The organism is Mesorhizobium sp. WSM4806, assembly GCF_055811635.1.
Genome location: NZ_JBVVQZ010000023.1, coordinates 85,381 through 99,295, shown reverse-complemented (window position 1 = coordinate 99,295; position 13,915 = coordinate 85,381). Strand labels below are relative to the sequence as shown.

14 protein-coding genes and 1 tRNA gene are annotated in these 13,915 nt (G+C 61.8%); 4 read left to right on the top strand and 11 right to left on the bottom strand.

Annotated elements, in window-relative coordinates; all coding sequences use genetic code 11:
• Positions 1-116: 116 nt before the first annotated feature.
• The 3 genes from mobB to moaA all read right to left on the bottom strand — a co-directional run bounded on the left by mobB (position 117) and on the right by moaA (position 2,751).
• Positions 117-626, bottom strand: a complete 510-nt coding sequence (mobB, locus tag AC0L2M_RS29185) for a molybdopterin-guanine dinucleotide biosynthesis protein B (protein WP_023801865.1) — start codon at positions 624-626, stop codon at positions 117-119.
• A gap of 61 nt (positions 627-687) precedes the next feature.
• The gene (locus AC0L2M_RS29180) at positions 688-1,608 is read right to left on the bottom strand and encodes a DMT family transporter (RefSeq protein ID WP_287241942.1); all 921 of its coding nucleotides are present in this window, start codon (positions 1,606-1,608) and stop codon (positions 688-690) included.
• 147 nt (positions 1,609-1,755) lie between these two features.
• Positions 1,756-2,751, bottom strand: coding sequence for a GTP 3',8-cyclase MoaA (gene moaA, locus AC0L2M_RS29175; RefSeq protein ID WP_473536558.1), 996 nt, complete (start codon positions 2,749-2,751; stop codon positions 1,756-1,758).
• A gap of 304 nt (positions 2,752-3,055) precedes the next feature.
• Between moaA and AC0L2M_RS29170 the strand changes: the two genes are divergently transcribed.
• On the top strand, positions 3,056-3,409 hold the full coding sequence (locus AC0L2M_RS29170) for a gamma-butyrobetaine hydroxylase family protein (protein ID WP_473536591.1): 354 nt from the start codon (positions 3,056-3,058) through the stop codon (positions 3,407-3,409).
• A 23-nt stretch (positions 3,410-3,432) separates the two neighbouring features.
• Here AC0L2M_RS29170 and AC0L2M_RS29165 read toward each other — a convergent pair whose 3' ends face one another.
• The gene (locus AC0L2M_RS29165; RefSeq protein ID WP_128169524.1) at positions 3,433-3,861 is read right to left on the bottom strand and encodes a nuclear transport factor 2 family protein; all 429 of its coding nucleotides are present in this window, start codon (positions 3,859-3,861) and stop codon (positions 3,433-3,435) included.
• Positions 3,862-4,018: 157 nt separating this feature from the next.
• Here AC0L2M_RS29165 and AC0L2M_RS29160 point away from each other — a divergent pair, with 157 nt between their 5' ends.
• Positions 4,019-4,630, top strand: a complete 612-nt coding sequence (locus AC0L2M_RS29160; RefSeq protein WP_473536557.1) for a pyridoxamine 5'-phosphate oxidase family protein — start codon at positions 4,019-4,021, stop codon at positions 4,628-4,630.
• Positions 4,631-4,738: 108 nt separating this feature from the next.
• Here AC0L2M_RS29160 and AC0L2M_RS29155 read toward each other — a convergent pair whose 3' ends face one another.
• Positions 4,739-5,191, bottom strand: coding sequence for a MarR family winged helix-turn-helix transcriptional regulator (locus AC0L2M_RS29155; RefSeq protein WP_473536556.1), 453 nt, complete (start codon positions 5,189-5,191; stop codon positions 4,739-4,741).
• A gap of 47 nt (positions 5,192-5,238) precedes the next feature.
• Here AC0L2M_RS29155 and AC0L2M_RS29150 point away from each other — a divergent pair, with 47 nt between their 5' ends.
• Both AC0L2M_RS29150 and AC0L2M_RS29145 read left to right on the top strand, forming a co-directional pair.
• The gene (locus AC0L2M_RS29150) at positions 5,239-6,150 is read left to right on the top strand and encodes an alpha/beta hydrolase (RefSeq protein ID WP_023801858.1); all 912 of its coding nucleotides are present in this window, start codon (positions 5,239-5,241) and stop codon (positions 6,148-6,150) included.
• Between the two features lie 332 nt (positions 6,151-6,482).
• Complete coding sequence (locus AC0L2M_RS29145; protein WP_473536554.1) at positions 6,483-8,375, top strand: L,D-transpeptidase family protein; 1,893 nt, start codon at positions 6,483-6,485, stop codon at positions 8,373-8,375.
• Positions 8,376-8,465: 90 nt separating this feature from the next.
• Here the strand turns inward: AC0L2M_RS29145 and AC0L2M_RS29140 are convergent, their stop codons facing one another.
• The 6 genes from AC0L2M_RS29140 to AC0L2M_RS29115 form a co-directional block, all read right to left on the bottom strand.
• A complete protein-coding gene (locus tag AC0L2M_RS29140) occupies positions 8,466-8,723 on the bottom strand; it encodes a PepSY domain-containing protein (RefSeq protein ID WP_027151749.1) in 258 nt (85 codons plus the stop codon).
• A gap of 128 nt (positions 8,724-8,851) precedes the next feature.
• Positions 8,852-9,937 carry an ABC transporter ATP-binding protein gene (locus AC0L2M_RS29135; RefSeq protein WP_023801855.1) on the bottom strand — a complete coding sequence of 362 codons (1,086 nt, stop codon included), beginning with the start codon at positions 9,935-9,937 and terminating at the stop codon, positions 8,852-8,854.
• Positions 9,938-10,065: 128 nt separating this feature from the next.
• Positions 10,066-10,941, bottom strand: a complete 876-nt coding sequence (locus tag AC0L2M_RS29130; RefSeq protein ID WP_128172529.1) for a carbohydrate ABC transporter permease — start codon at positions 10,939-10,941, stop codon at positions 10,066-10,068.
• Position 10,942: 1 nt separating this feature from the next.
• Positions 10,943-12,010, bottom strand: coding sequence for a carbohydrate ABC transporter permease (locus AC0L2M_RS29125; RefSeq protein WP_473536553.1), 1,068 nt, complete (start codon positions 12,008-12,010; stop codon positions 10,943-10,945).
• 69 nt (positions 12,011-12,079) lie between these two features.
• Entirely contained in the window at positions 12,080-13,342 is a 1,263-nt protein-coding gene (locus AC0L2M_RS29120) for an ABC transporter substrate-binding protein (RefSeq protein WP_473536552.1), read from the bottom strand.
• Positions 13,343-13,787: 445 nt separating this feature from the next.
• A tRNA-Val gene (locus AC0L2M_RS29115) sits at positions 13,788-13,862 on the bottom strand.
• Positions 13,863-13,915: the final 53 nt, after the last annotated feature.

Below are 13,915 nucleotides of genomic sequence, written 5' to 3'. Positions count from 1 at the left end.
AAAAAGCAACTGTAAAACCGTTGCTTGCGGGTTTCGCATTGCCGGACAATGCTGACGTTGCGGCAGGTATAGCAACGGGGAAACAGGGGGCGGCTGATCCTTCTTCGGCAGTACCCTCAGCGCGTCAAACCTGTCGCGCGCTCGATGAAGTCGGCTATCGATCTGGTGTCGTCGAGATCGAAGACGGGCAGGCTTTCGTCGGCGATGGTGAAGTCGGCGGCGATGGCGACGATGTGCGGATCATTTGCCGAAAGCGGTGCCTGGTCCTTGGCCTCCAGCCGCCGCGTCTCGATCTTGCTGTGCGCCTCGCGCTTGTAGCCTTCGACCAGCACGATGTCGGCGGTGCCGAGCCGCGACAGGATCGCATCCAGCGTCGGCTCGTCCTCGCTGCGTAATTCGTGCATCAGCGCCCAGCGCCTGTCCGACACGATGGCGACTTCAGTGGCCCCGGCCTGCCTATGGCGAAAACTGTCCGCCCCCGGTTTGTCGATGTCGAAGGCATGATGGGCGTGTTTTACCGTCGAGACTTTCCAGCCACGCCGGACGAGTTCGGCGACCAGCTTTTCGGTCAGTGTCGTCTTGCCGGAATTCTTCCAGCCGGTGATACCGAAGACGCGTCTCATCATGGCTTCATGCTCTGCAACAGACCCTCGACACGGACAAGGTCACTCGTGGCGAATGGCAAGCCTATATGCCGTCCGGCGCCATATCAGGTCCAGCGCTTTCGGCGGCTGTCTTGCGCCGGCCGACGATCCGTTCGCGGTAAAGTGCGTAGAGGCCGGAGCAGACGATGATGCTGGCGCCGAGGATCATCGGCAGGTCAGGAACGTCGCCGAAGATGAACAGGCCAAGCAGGATCGACCAGAGCAGGGCCGTGTAGCGGAACGGCGCGATGAACGAGATGTCGCCCACCCGCATCGCCATGATGATGAACTGGTAACCGATGACCACGAGCACTGCCGCCAATGCCAGGAACGCCGTGCTTTCCCCCGTCATCGGTGTCCATCCGCCCATCGGCAAAAGCAGCGCCGCGCCGAGCACGGTCATGGCGACTGCCGTGGTGGTCGACACCAGCAATGTCGGAATGGCTTGCGGTATCCGCTTGGTGGCGAGGTCACGCACCGCACAACAGGCGACACAGGCCAGTGCCAGCAGCGAATAGATGCTGAACCCCTCGAAGCCGGGCCGCACGATGATCAGCACGCCGGCAAAGCCGATGGCGATGGCCAGCCAGCGCCGCCAGCCGACGCCTTCCTTGAACACAAGTGCTGCGCCCATCGTCACCGCCAGCGGCAGCGCCTGCAGCACGGCCGAGACATTGGCAATCGGCAGATGGGCAAGGGCGATGAGAAACGACGCGGTAGCGCCGGCTTCGCCGATCACGCGTATCGCCACCATCGGCTGCAGCATCGAGCCGGGCAGGGCAAGCGCGCCGCGTTGCCAGGCAAGCAGGCCTACGAAAAGCGAAGCGAAGGCGCCGCGGATCAGCATGACCTGCGCCATGTTCATGGATTCCGACGCGACTTTGGTGATCGCGTCGTTGAGGGTGAAACCACTCATCGCCACCACCATGAACAGTGCACCGCGAAGATTTGGGGAAAAAAGCAAAGGCGTTACCACTGTGGTCCTGCATCAAGCCTCTACCAGCCGGCGGCAAGACAGCAACGTCAAAGGGCTGGTCCACGGCCTTCGGCGGCTCGTTACAACCTCCTCGCAAGAGCGGCAGGATTTATTTCGGCGGTGCGACCAGGAAGATCAGCCGCCGGTGACGCTCATGTGCCGCGATACCGACGGACGGTTGGTGCGGCGGTCGATGATGAAATCATGGCCCTTTGGCTTGCGGCCAATGGCTTCGTCGATGGCGTCGGCGACCAGTTCGTTGCCTTCGGATGCACGCAACGGTGCGCGCAGGTCGGCGGCATCTTCCTGGCCGAGGCACATATAGAGCGTGCCGGTGCAGGTCAGCCGGACGCGGTTGCAGCTTTCGCAAAAATTATGCGTCATCGGCGTGATGAAGCCGAGCCTGCCACCGGTCTCGGCGACGTGGACGTAGCGGGCCGGGCCACCGGTCTTGTAGGGGATGTCGGTCAGCGTGAACTGCCGCTCGAGTACTGCGCGCAGCAGCGACAGCGGCAGATACTGGTCGGTGCGGTCGGCGTCGATCTCGCCCATCGGCATGGTTTCGATGACAGTCAACTCCATGCCGCGGCCGTGCGCCCAGCGCAGCATCTCGGGCAGTTCGGCGTCATTGAAATCCTTCAGCGCCACCGCATTGAGCTTCACCTTCAGTCCCGCTGCCTGCGCGGCGTCGATGCCATCCATGACCTTGTCGAGATTGCCCCAGCGGGTAATCTGACGGAATTTTTCCGGGTCCAGCGTGTCCAGCGAGACGTTGATGCGCTTGACCCTGCAATCGGCGAGTTCAGCGGCAAAGCGCGAAAGCTGCGAGCCGTTGGTGGTCAGCGTCAGTTCTTCCAGAGCGCCGCTTTCGAGATGACGCGAAATCTGGCGCACCAGATGCATGATGTTCTTGCGCACCAGCGGCTCGCCGCCGGTAAGACGCAGTTTCCTGACTCCCTTTTCAATGAAAACAGTGCATAGCCGGTCGAGCTCTTCCAGCGACAGCAAATCCTTCTTGGGAAGGAAAGCCATGTCCTCGGCCATGCAATAGGTGCAGCGGAAGTCGCAGCGGTCGGTGACCGAAACGCGCAGATAGCTGATCGTGCGACCAAAAGGATCGATCATGTCCATGCTGGTGCGTTTCCCGTGGCTGCGAACGGCTTCGTTATATATGGCTATGTGATACGATCCAACCAACCATTCAAGTCAAGAAGTTCCGATTCCGAAAGCGCGTCGCGTTCGACCGGCCTCATACGACGCGCTTTAGGTTGTTGTTTTATGCATGTCGTTATCGCAAAAACCGCTGCACAATTTTGCGCGACATGCATTAGGCAACATCACACCGCCGACAGATCGTGTCGGAAGTTTCGAAGCGGCCTTTTCCCGCTGCGCGAAGCGGCGTAGGGAAAGGACAGATGATGTGGAACCTATCACCATGACGGCGCCGAAGGAACTCAGGGTCTCGAAGGACCGCAGGCTGCTTACCGTGACGTTCCCTGGCCATCAGCCGTTCGAGCTGCCGGCGGAGCTGCTGCGGGTTGCCTCGCCATCGGCCGAAGTGCAGGGCCATTCGCCCGAACAGCGCGTGACCGTTCCCGGCAAGCGCAACGTTGCGATCCTGAAGATCGAACCGGTCGGCAACTATGCCGTCCGCATCACCTTCGACGATTTCCACGATACCGGCATCTTCACCTGGAATTACCTGCATACGCTGGGTCGTGAGAAGGACGCACGCTGGGCCGCCTATCTCGCCGAGCTGGAAGAGAAGGGGCTAAGCCGCGATCGTTGAATGGTTCGGGCGGGACGCTCCGGTCAACGCAGGATCGCCAGTATTTCGCTGGTGTCGTAATAAAACGGCGTGCCTTCGATCAGCCGGTCATCCTTGAAGCGCAAGACTTCGGCAAATGGCTGTTTGATGGTTGCACCATTGGCCCGCGATGTCAGCGCAAGTGTGCAGCTCATGAATACCATGTCATCGTTTTGGGCGGCCTGAAGGCTTTCCACGGTCACGTCGCTCCAGATTTCCCGCATCTTGCGAAAAAGGGCGCCAACGCCGTCGAGGCCATTCCAGTCGCCGGCATAGGGCAGGGACTGCGGCTCATGCACGACAACTTCCGCGTGAAACGCGCTGGCAAGGATATCGAGGCTCTCCGACCCTGATTGCAGGAAGCGCATCTCAGCCTCGAACATATTTTCGAGAAGTTCCAAGGCGGTACGTCGCCGATCGAAGGGTTTATCCATTTTCCGTCTCCGTTTCAGGATCGTGCTATCAACGTGGCTTACCCCTTAATATTGGGGGATCGACACCCGTTTCCAGACGGTCGAAATGAGGTGCAGCACGTGTCGTCAAGACGTCACGGAATTGGAGTAGCGGCTGCGGATACTCGGAGGCGAAAACATGTCCGTCATCACCACGGTCGAGCAGCTCGAAGCGCTCTATGGCCTGCCCGGCGAGACCTCGATGGTCAAGGAACTCGACCATGTGATCCCCGAATACGCCGCCTTCATCGAGGCCTCGGCTTTTGCCGCGCTCGCGACCAGCGGGCCGGAAGGCCTGGATTGCTCGCCGCGCGGCGATCTCGCCGGCTTCGTCCGCATCCATGATCCGAAAACCCTGATGATGCCGGACCGGCGCGGCAACAACCGTGCCGATTCGCTAAAAAACATCATTCGCGATCCGCGCGTCGGCCTGTTGTTCCTGGTCCCAGGCTGCGGCACGACGCTGCGCGTCAACGGCCGCGCCCACATCACCACGGATGCCGCGCTGTGCGCCTCGTTCAGCGTCGACGGCCGACCGGCGCGTTCGGTCACGGTCATCCATGTCGATTCGGTCTATTTCCAGTGCGCCCGCGCCATTGTCCGATCGGAACTGTGGAACCCGGCGAGGCATGTCGACCCGAAGTCGCTGCCGACACCCGGAAAAATCCTGGAAATAACCAACCGGAAAGGCATCGACGGCGAGGCTTACGACAGGGAATGGCCGGAGCGCGCGAAAAAGTCGATGTGGTGAGCGGGTCGCTCCGCGAGCGCCATCCTTTGTTTGAGCATCGGATTTTCCCAAAACCGATTTCCACCCCGGGGCGGGCTCGAGGGCGGGCTTTTGGGTCCGATGCTCCAGTCATGCTTCCTTGAGCAGGTCGGCAATCTTTCGCATCTGCTCGCCGATCATGTCGCATTGCTCCGGCGTCGACTGGCTCATCGCTTTCTCGATCAGCGCCATGTGGACCTTCAGCGCCTGCATCAGCAGTTCCGTGCCGGCTTCGGTCAGGGTCAGGCGCAGCACGCGCTTGTCCTTCTGATCGCCTTCGCGGCGCAGCAGGCCGCGTGTCTCGAGTTGCGGCAAAAGCATGGTGATGTTGGAACGGCCGACCAGCAGCCGGCGGGCGAGATCGTGCTGCGACATGCCGGGATGGCGGTAAAGGTTCATCAGCACGTCGAGCTGCGCCGGCTTCAGGTCCAGCGGCGCTAGCTTCACTGCCAGCGTGCGTTCCAGCGCATGGCAGGCGCGCGCCACCGCGACCCAGTTGCGAAAACGCGGGTTGTCCCAGGGCAGCTCTTGTTTAATGTTCATGTTTGAACTATTATGTTCATGCTTGAACGAATGGATGGATTGCCACTATGGCATCATTTGGATTGAAGGTCATCCGGGGCGTGTTTGCCGCCGCCGAACATGTGGCTCCCCGCCTGACCGGTCGCGCGGCATTCGAACTGTTCTGCCGCACGCCGAACGCCAAAATCCTCAGCGACGGCGAGCGGCGCGCCGTCGACCGCGCCGCCGGCTTCATGGCCGAGGCGCGCCATCATCGGCTGAAGACCAAAAACGGCTGCGTCATGGTGCATGAATTCAGGCCAGAGCCGGGCAGGCGGGCCGCCGGCACGGTGCTCGTCATCCATGGCTGGCGTTCGCGCACCGAATATATGCGCACGCTGATCGAAGCCTATCGAGACGCCGGCTACAAGGTTGTCTCGCTCGACCTGCCGGGCCACGGCCAGTCGCAGGGCCGCCGGCTCACATTGGTCAGCGCTGTAGAGGCCGCCCGACTCGCTGGCGAATGGTTCGGCCCGTTCGTGGCGGTCGTCGGCCATTCCTTCGGCGGTGCCGTGGCCGCCAATGCCGTCGTCGGTTCGGTCAAAGACGTTCCGCCGCTGGCGGCCGAGCGGCTGGTGCTGATCGCGGCACCGAGCTCGCTGCCGGAGATCTTCAACGATTTCAGCCGCATGCTCAGTGTCGGCCCACGCTCGCAGGCCGCCATGGCCGACCGGGTCGAACGCATCGCCGGCCGGCCGCTGCACGAATTCACCGGCGACCGCCAGCTTGCCGGCACGCCGGTGCCAACGCTGGTCATCCATGCGCCGGACGACCGCGAAGTGTCCGCCGACCATGCAAGGCTCTATGCCGGCGCCGGCGACCATGTGCGGCTTTACTGGGCCGACGGGCTCGGCCACCGCCGCATCCTTGCCGACAAGGGCGTGGTCGAGCGTGCGGTCGGCTTCGTTGCCGAACACCGGGAGCCGGTATCGCTGCATTAAACAGCGACGGCTTCGACCTGCGTGTAGAGATCGACCGCTTCGAGGAAGAGCGCTTCCTTGCAGCCGAATGCTGCTTAGAGGCTGGTTGAGCTGGCTCCCATCGCCGCGGCGCCATCGCCCGACCTGAGCGCTATTTGCTGGAACCGGAGCGGACCCAATTCGCTTCGGTTGCCACCGTTGTGAAACTGTTCTGCAACAGACCTCCTGAAATTTATGAAAGCTTAACGAAATCAGTATGAATCGGTGTAGTCGCGCCCTACATCCATGATGCGGTGGGCGAGACCGTCAAGCGATGCGGAACGGAGCCGGTTGCAGCCGGAGCGGGTGATCCCATGAAATTCCTCGGAAACAAAGCAACCGTGATGCCGCTTGCGGCGGTCGCGGCAATGCTGGCCTTCGGCGTGCCGCAGGCAGACGCGCAAGGGTTTTTCGAGAGGCTCTTCGGCGGTGGTGTCAGGCATTCGCCGCGAGCTGATTTCCCCCTGCCGCCATCAAGGCAGAGGCCGAAATACAAGCCATATGCAGCAGCGCCCGCTGCCTCTCGGATCCGCGGCCCGTCCTATTACACCTACAAGAGCGATCCGCTCGTGCGCGTCGACTTCTCGACGCTGACGGCAGCGCCGGAGCCGGCAATGCCACAAGACGCCGCATTCCAGCCTTCTTCCGCCACCGGCGCGGCCTTCCGCGAAGCGATTGCCGGACTGAACGATTACGAGCTCTACGCCGAGAAAGACATCGCCAAGGCGCTCGTCGCCTATTACGCGGCCAATCCGGATTTCATCTGGGTGACGGGAGCCAATGCCAACAGCCGCGCGCAAGATGCGGTGCGGGTGCTTGGCGAGACGACGAGCTATGGCCTCACGCCGGCCGACTATACGGTTGAAGTGCCTGCCGCCGGCGCATCGACCGGCAGCGCCGATGCGCGGTTGAAGGAACTTGTCCGCTTCGAGATGGCGCTGTCAGCGCGCGTCTTGCGCTATGTCCACGACGCGCAAAGCGGCCGCGTCGATCCCAATCGCATCACCGGCTACTATGATTTCCCGGTCAAGCCGCTCGACATGGAAGGCGTGCTGAAAACGCTGACACGCACCCAGCAAGTGCGCACCTATCTCGAATCGCGGCATCCGCAGAACGCCGAATATCAGGCGCTGCGCGTCGAACTGGAATCACTCCAGGCCAGCGCCGAAGACGAGATCGTCGTCGATCCCAAGCTGTTGCTGAAGCCGGGGGAGACCAGCCCCGAACTACCGAAGCTTCTGACGAAGATAGCGCGCAATCTCGACGACGAGACGGGCGGCGCCTATGGCGAGATATTGGCCAGGCTCGCCACCAGCGAGGTCTATGCCCCGGAACTGGTGCCGGTCATCAAGGCGGTGCAGAAAAAGGCTGGCATGAAGGGCGACGGCGTCATCGGTCCGCGCACCGTCGCGGCGCTGGTCGGGACGTCCAAGGCCGACAAGATTCAAAAGGTGCATGTCGCGCTGGAAGAGTTGCGCTGGCTGCCATCCGATCTCGGCAGCCCGCGTGTCTTCATCAACCAGCCGGCCTTTACCGCGAGCTACATCGAGAATGGCGAGGAGAAGCTGAAGACCCGCGTCGTCATCGGCAAGACCACCAACCAGACTTCCTTCTTCTACGATCAGCTCGAGCAGGTCGACTTCCACCCCTATTGGGGCGTGCCGCAGTCGATCCTCGTCAACGAGATGCTGCCCCGGCTGCGCAGGGATCCCGGCTATCTCGACCGCGCAGGCTACGAAGTGGTCAACGCGCGCGGCAAACGCATTCCCTCCTCCTCGGTCAATTGGGGCGCCTATGGCGCGAAGATACCTTATGGCGTGCGCCAGCTGCCGAGCGAGGCCAATGCGCTGGGCGAACTGAAGATCCTGTTCCCCAACAAGCACGCCATCTACATGCACGACACGCCGCAAAAGACGTTTTTCGAGCGTGACATGCGCGCGCTCAGCCATGGCTGCGTTCGCCTGCAGGATCCGCGCGGCATGGCGGCGGCCGTGCTCGGCACCTCGGTCGATGACATCGCGGAGAAGCTGAAGCACGGACATGCGACGGAGAAGGTAGCGCGCAGGATCCCGGTCTATGTCGCCTATTTCACCGCCTGGCCTGATATGTCCGGCAAAGTCGAATATTTCAGCGACGTCTACGACCGCGACACGCGGCTGCAGCAGGCGCTCGACAGCACGCAAGCAGTGCGCTCGCCGGCGATCTGAGGACGCTAACGCGGGGGAGAGCGGGCGCCGGACCCGGCCGCGCCGCCATCAGTGTCGCCGACCTGGGCACCTATTGCCTGGAGTGGCGATCTATTTGGGCTCGGCTGTTACCGGATCGTAGGTGATTTCGACCTTCGCCTTGTCGGTCGTGTAATAAGTAACGGTGTAGGCACCGCTGTCCCAGGCGACCTCGTCGACGTAGCGGAAGTCGTCGCGCTGCTCGACCTTGGCGATTATTTCCGACAGTTTCCTGGCATTCTGCGGCGGCAACGGACTTCCGTCTGCGGCAAGGGCCGGTTCACCGAAAAAGAGAACTACGACGCCTGTCGCCAAAACAAGTCTGAACATGGCTTTCCCTCACTTCTCGCAAAAGTAGAAACTCGCGGCCATGCAGGTTTGTTCCGGGCAGGTTTGTTTCGGGTTCCGGAACGGACACCCGCGAAATTGGCAGACGCATCTTGTTGTCGTTGCTCATGCTAATGCGTCTGCAACTCACCTTCGTCGGGGAAGAGGTGGGCCAAGGCCGTGTCGAACGTGAGCTCCAGAGCGTCACCCGGTTCAAAGACCTTGTCTTCATTGAAGGCCGCAATGAGTTCGCTGTTATCGCGAAGGGTCAGGTCGACGACCGTCTCGCTGCCCAATCGCTCGGCATGTGCCACGATGCCATGCAGCAAGCCTTTTCCAGATTGCACCGGCCGCAGGTACTGCGGACGGACACCCAGGATGGCCTTGCCGTCTTTCCGGAAGGCGCGCCTTCTGGTCGCTACCCTGATCGGCTCCAGGGATTGGTTGCCAACCATTGCCGCTTCGCCATCGAGGGCGAGGACGTCGACGTTCAGGAAATTCATCGACGGGGCTCCCAGAAAGCCGGCTACGAACCTGTTGGCCGGCTCGTGATAGAGCTCCATCGGCGCTCCGATCTGCATGACTTGACCGTCCTTCAGCACGACGATCCTGTCAGCCAGCGTCATCGCCTCGACCTGGTCGTGGGTGACATAGATCATCGTTGTGCCCAGTTGCCTGCGCAGCCGGCCGATTTCCATGCGCATGTCCATGCGCAGTGCGGCGTCGAGGTTGGAGAGCGGCTCGTCAAACAGGAATACGGCCGGTTTCCGGGTGATTGCGCGCCCGATGGCGACGCGCTGGCGCTGGCCGCCCGAAAGCTGACTTGGCCGGCGGTCGAGCAAATGTTCCATTTGCAGGATGCGTGCGGCCTCGGCCACCTTCTGCTGCTTTTCCTGCCTGGAAGCGCCCGCGATCGTAAGGCCGAACGCGATATTCTCGCGCACGGTCATGTGCGGAAAGATGGCATAGCTCTGGAACACCATCGCAACACCGCGTTGCTTGGGCTGCAGCTGGTTGACCACCCGGCCTCCGATCTCGAGGGTGCCTTCGGTTATGTCCTCGAGTCCGGCGATCATGCGCAGCAAGGTGGACTTCCCGCAGCCCGACGGTCCAACAAAGACGACGAACTCGCCGTCGTTGATGTGGATATCGACGCCTTTGATGATTTCGACGCGACCGAAGGATTTCTTGACGCCCTTGAGTGAGACCTCAGCCATGAGCGATGGCTCCCGTTTCCTGATTCATGTGCGGCAATTCGGGGTCTCCGATCGATTGGTCGGCCTTGAGGAATGGGGCTGACCGGCCGTCCCAGATCCACTGGCGTTTGAGCGCGAGAGCCATGCAGTCAGCCCTTCACGCCGGTCGAGGCGATCGACGCGATGAAGGCGCGCTGCAGCAACAGGTAGAAGACCAGCACCGGGACGGTGATAAGGGTGAGATAAGCCATGACTTCGCCCCAGGCGACGTTGAGTTGAAAGAAGTAGCCGAGGCCGACCATGACCGGGCGATAGCCTTCCTGCTGCACCACGATCAGCGGCCAGAGATATTGGTTGTACATGACGAGGAATTTCAGGATGGCGGCAGTCGCCAGTACCGGCCCTGAAAGCGGCATGACGACGCGATAGTAGACCTGCCACCAATTCGCGCCCTCCACCCGGCTTGCTTCAATCAGTTCGCCCGGCAGCCCTTTGAAATACTGCACGAACAGGAAGATCGTCAGTCCGTCGGCGATCCACGGGATGATCTGCACCCGGTAGGTATTGAGCCAGCCCCAATGCAGCCCATCAAGCCCAATCCAGGGCAGTTTCGAGACCAGGAGCAGGAGCGGGATAGCGATGGTCTCGAAAGGGATGATCAGCGTCGCGATGACGATCGAGAGCAGGACATCGCGCCCCTTCCACCGCAGGAAAGCAAAGGAGAACGCGGCCAGCGAACAGATCAGCAGCGAGAGAAGGACGGTCACCCCGGTGACCAGAACCGAGTTTAGGACGAACAGGCCGACAGGCGCCCGCCGAAACGCACCGAAATAGTTGTTGAGGCTGATGTCCCCGACGGGCAGGAATGCACGCAGGCTGGAAGTGTCCGCGAGAAGCTGACTGTCCGGCTTGAAGCTCGAGTTGATCATGAACACGAGCGGAAAGACGAAGATCAGCGCGATCAGGCACAGCACCAGATAGCGGACGAACAGCCTGAGGCCGTAATTGTCGGGATCGAAGGCCATCCTAACGCTCCCGTGTCAGCCAGCGCTGGATGAGTGAGATCGCCAGCACGATCGCGAACAGGATGACCGAGATGGTCGAGCCGCCGGAGATGTCCTGCTTGCCGTAGCCGCGCTCGACCGCCTGGAAGACGAGGGTCTGGGTGCTGTCGAGCGGACCGCCATTGGTCATCACGTCGATCTGGGCGAAAAGCGCGAAGCCCTGCATGGTGATCACGACAAGGACAAGCACGGCGGTGTTGCGCAGGCCCGGCCAGGTGACATAGCGGAAGGTCTGCCATCTCGAAGCCCCCTCGATGGCGGCGGCCTCGTAGAGCGTGGGGCTGATCGTCTGCAACCCCGCCAGCCAGATGACCATGTGGAAGCCGACGGCCTGCCAGATCGACATGGCCATGACTGCGGACAGCGCCGTCGAGGGATTGCCGAGCCAGTCGACGGGCTGGAAGAGGCCGAAGGTGAGGGCCTGGAGGATGCTGTTCAACAGCCCGTTCTGGCCGTCATAGATGAACCGCCAGAGGAGCGAGACCACGACGATGGAGACCACCACCGGCATGAAGTAGATGGTCCGGAACAGGTTGATGCCCCTGACCTTGTGGTTGATCAGCAAAGCAAGCATCAGCGCGAGGCTGCCCTGTACCGGCGCCACGACCAAAACGAACAGGAAGGTGTTTACCAGCGCCTTCATGAACACAACGTCGTTGGCGATGACGACCATGACGTTCTCGCCGGACTGCCAGCGAAACCACTCGCGCATGCCGCGATACTGAGGATAGTCGTCGCTACGGGTGATCTCGCGCAGGCGGGGATACTGGATTTCGCCGGCCTCGTTTCGGATCACTTCGCCAGCATCGTTGCGCTCTGGCTCGAGGGTCACCACCGCAAGGCCGAGGAGCTGCCGATAGTTTTCCAACCCGACGAACTGGGTGGGGTTTGGTGACAGCAGCCGCTGATTTGTCAATGACAGCCCGATCGCGAAGAAAAACGGCAGCACGATGAATGTGAAGATGAGTGCGAAGCCCGGCAGGACGAATGTCCAGCCCGCCCGGTTCGACAGGGTCAGTTTCGACGCCATCCGCGGTATCCGCCCAGCAAGCCAGAGAGGGTGGAGTCCGCGGCTGGCGAGGACCCCGGCGCGACAGAACTAGCGGTGACCGTAGCCACCATTGCTTTCGATGTCGGCGTCGATCTCGTCGACCGCCGCGTCAAGCGTGTCGGCCACGTCGGCGCCATTGGCGATATCGGCCAGTGCCTTGGTGAAGACCTTGGCCTGGACCACGTAGCCCGGGGTGACCGGGCGCACCAGGGCTTGTGCTTTGGAAAGGTCGAAGAACACCGCGAGCGGGCCGCCATCCTTGTAGTTCTTCGTCATCTGCGCCGCCGACGGCGTCGGCGGGATCAGGCCGATGCCGTCGGAGAAGGCGGCCAGGTACTTGTCCTGCGCGGCGAACTTGATGAACTCGGCAGCGCCTTCCGGATGTTTTGACTTGGCCGACACGCCGAATTGCCAAGATCCCGCGCCGATCTTGTTGCCGGCGCCGAAATCGGGGGCTGGAAGGAAGACAACGTCATCCACGGCTTCCATCGTTGCCACCGCGCGCCAGTTGCCGTTCCACTGGAAGGCGAACTTGCCGCCGATGAAACCGGTCTGCTGATCGGCCGGGTCCTCGCTGGTGCCCGGCGCATAGCCTCCGGTAAACAGCGCTTGCCACCATTTGCCGAACGCCTGCGCAGCCTCGCCGTTCAGCGCGCCTTCCGCCGTCTTGTAGGTCGAACGGTCGACGATGTCGCCGCCGAAGCTCTGCAGGAACGGCGAGAAGGCGTAGGAGTACCACTCGGCCTGGTCGTTCATGCCGAGATCAAGGGCGAATTCATACTTGCCGGAGGCCTTAGCGGCATCGAGCGCGGCCATGAATTCCTCGCGCGACCAGGGCTTGTCGAGGGTCGGGGTGCGCAAGCCCAGCGCGTCCAGCGTGGATTGGCGTGCGAAAAGCGCCACCGCCGCGTCCCACAGACCGACCGAATAGAGCTTGCCGTCCCACACGCCCTTGGTGCCGGGCAGGAAGTCGGCGAACTCGCTCTCGTCGATCGGCAGCGGCTGCAGATAGCCGGCCCAGGCCCAATTGGGCATGACCGGCCCGTCCACATCCAGGATGTCGGGCAGGTTGCCCGCGAGGGCCGCCGCCGCGACGGAATCGTTGTAGCTCTTCTCGGGAAAGCTCTCGATGGTCACCGTGCAGTCGGACTGGCTGGTGTTGAAGTCGGAAATGATCTGGTTGAGGATTCGCGACTCCACCTCATTGCCGGCGCCGTGATACCACATGGTCAACTTGGTCTGCGCCAGCGCGGGTGCACACAGACAGGTCGACGCGATCACCACACCGGTGAGGTGTTTTGTCACTTTCATCTGATATTCCTCCCTTTTGACTTTAAGGACGCTGGCTGGATCCAAGGCGAGGCCGCCAGGACAGCGGGCCGGGAAGCCAGCGCTCAGTTTCGGGTCGGCCGCTACGGGCCCTTGATGGGGTCCAGCAATGTTCGCGGAAGCCGGACGCATTTGCAATTGCGCAGTTTTACTAATCGAGCAGGAGGTCGACGGCGATTTCCCCTCGTCAGTTCCCGGGCCACTGAGATAGCAGTTCACCTAGGACGATTTTATCGTCCGTCAACTTTCTCCCGGCCGCGTTCAATGTGCAGCTTGAGCGATTCCAAGGGTAGACAGCGCTTGTGATGTGTCCTCGGCTGCCTGGCGAATCGCATGAACCGGGTCATGGCAAACCTTGCGATGAGGCGGAAGCTCGAAGCGTAGGCGGCTCCGAAGCGGATGGTAACTTTGTACGGGAAGCTGGTATTGGTGGGCGATGCAGGGATTGAACCTGCGACCCCACCCGTGTGAAGGGTGTGCTCTCCCGCTGAGCTAATCGCCCGCTCGTTGCCCGAAGGCCAAGCGCGCCGCGATATAAGGGAGGCCGGCCGGGGA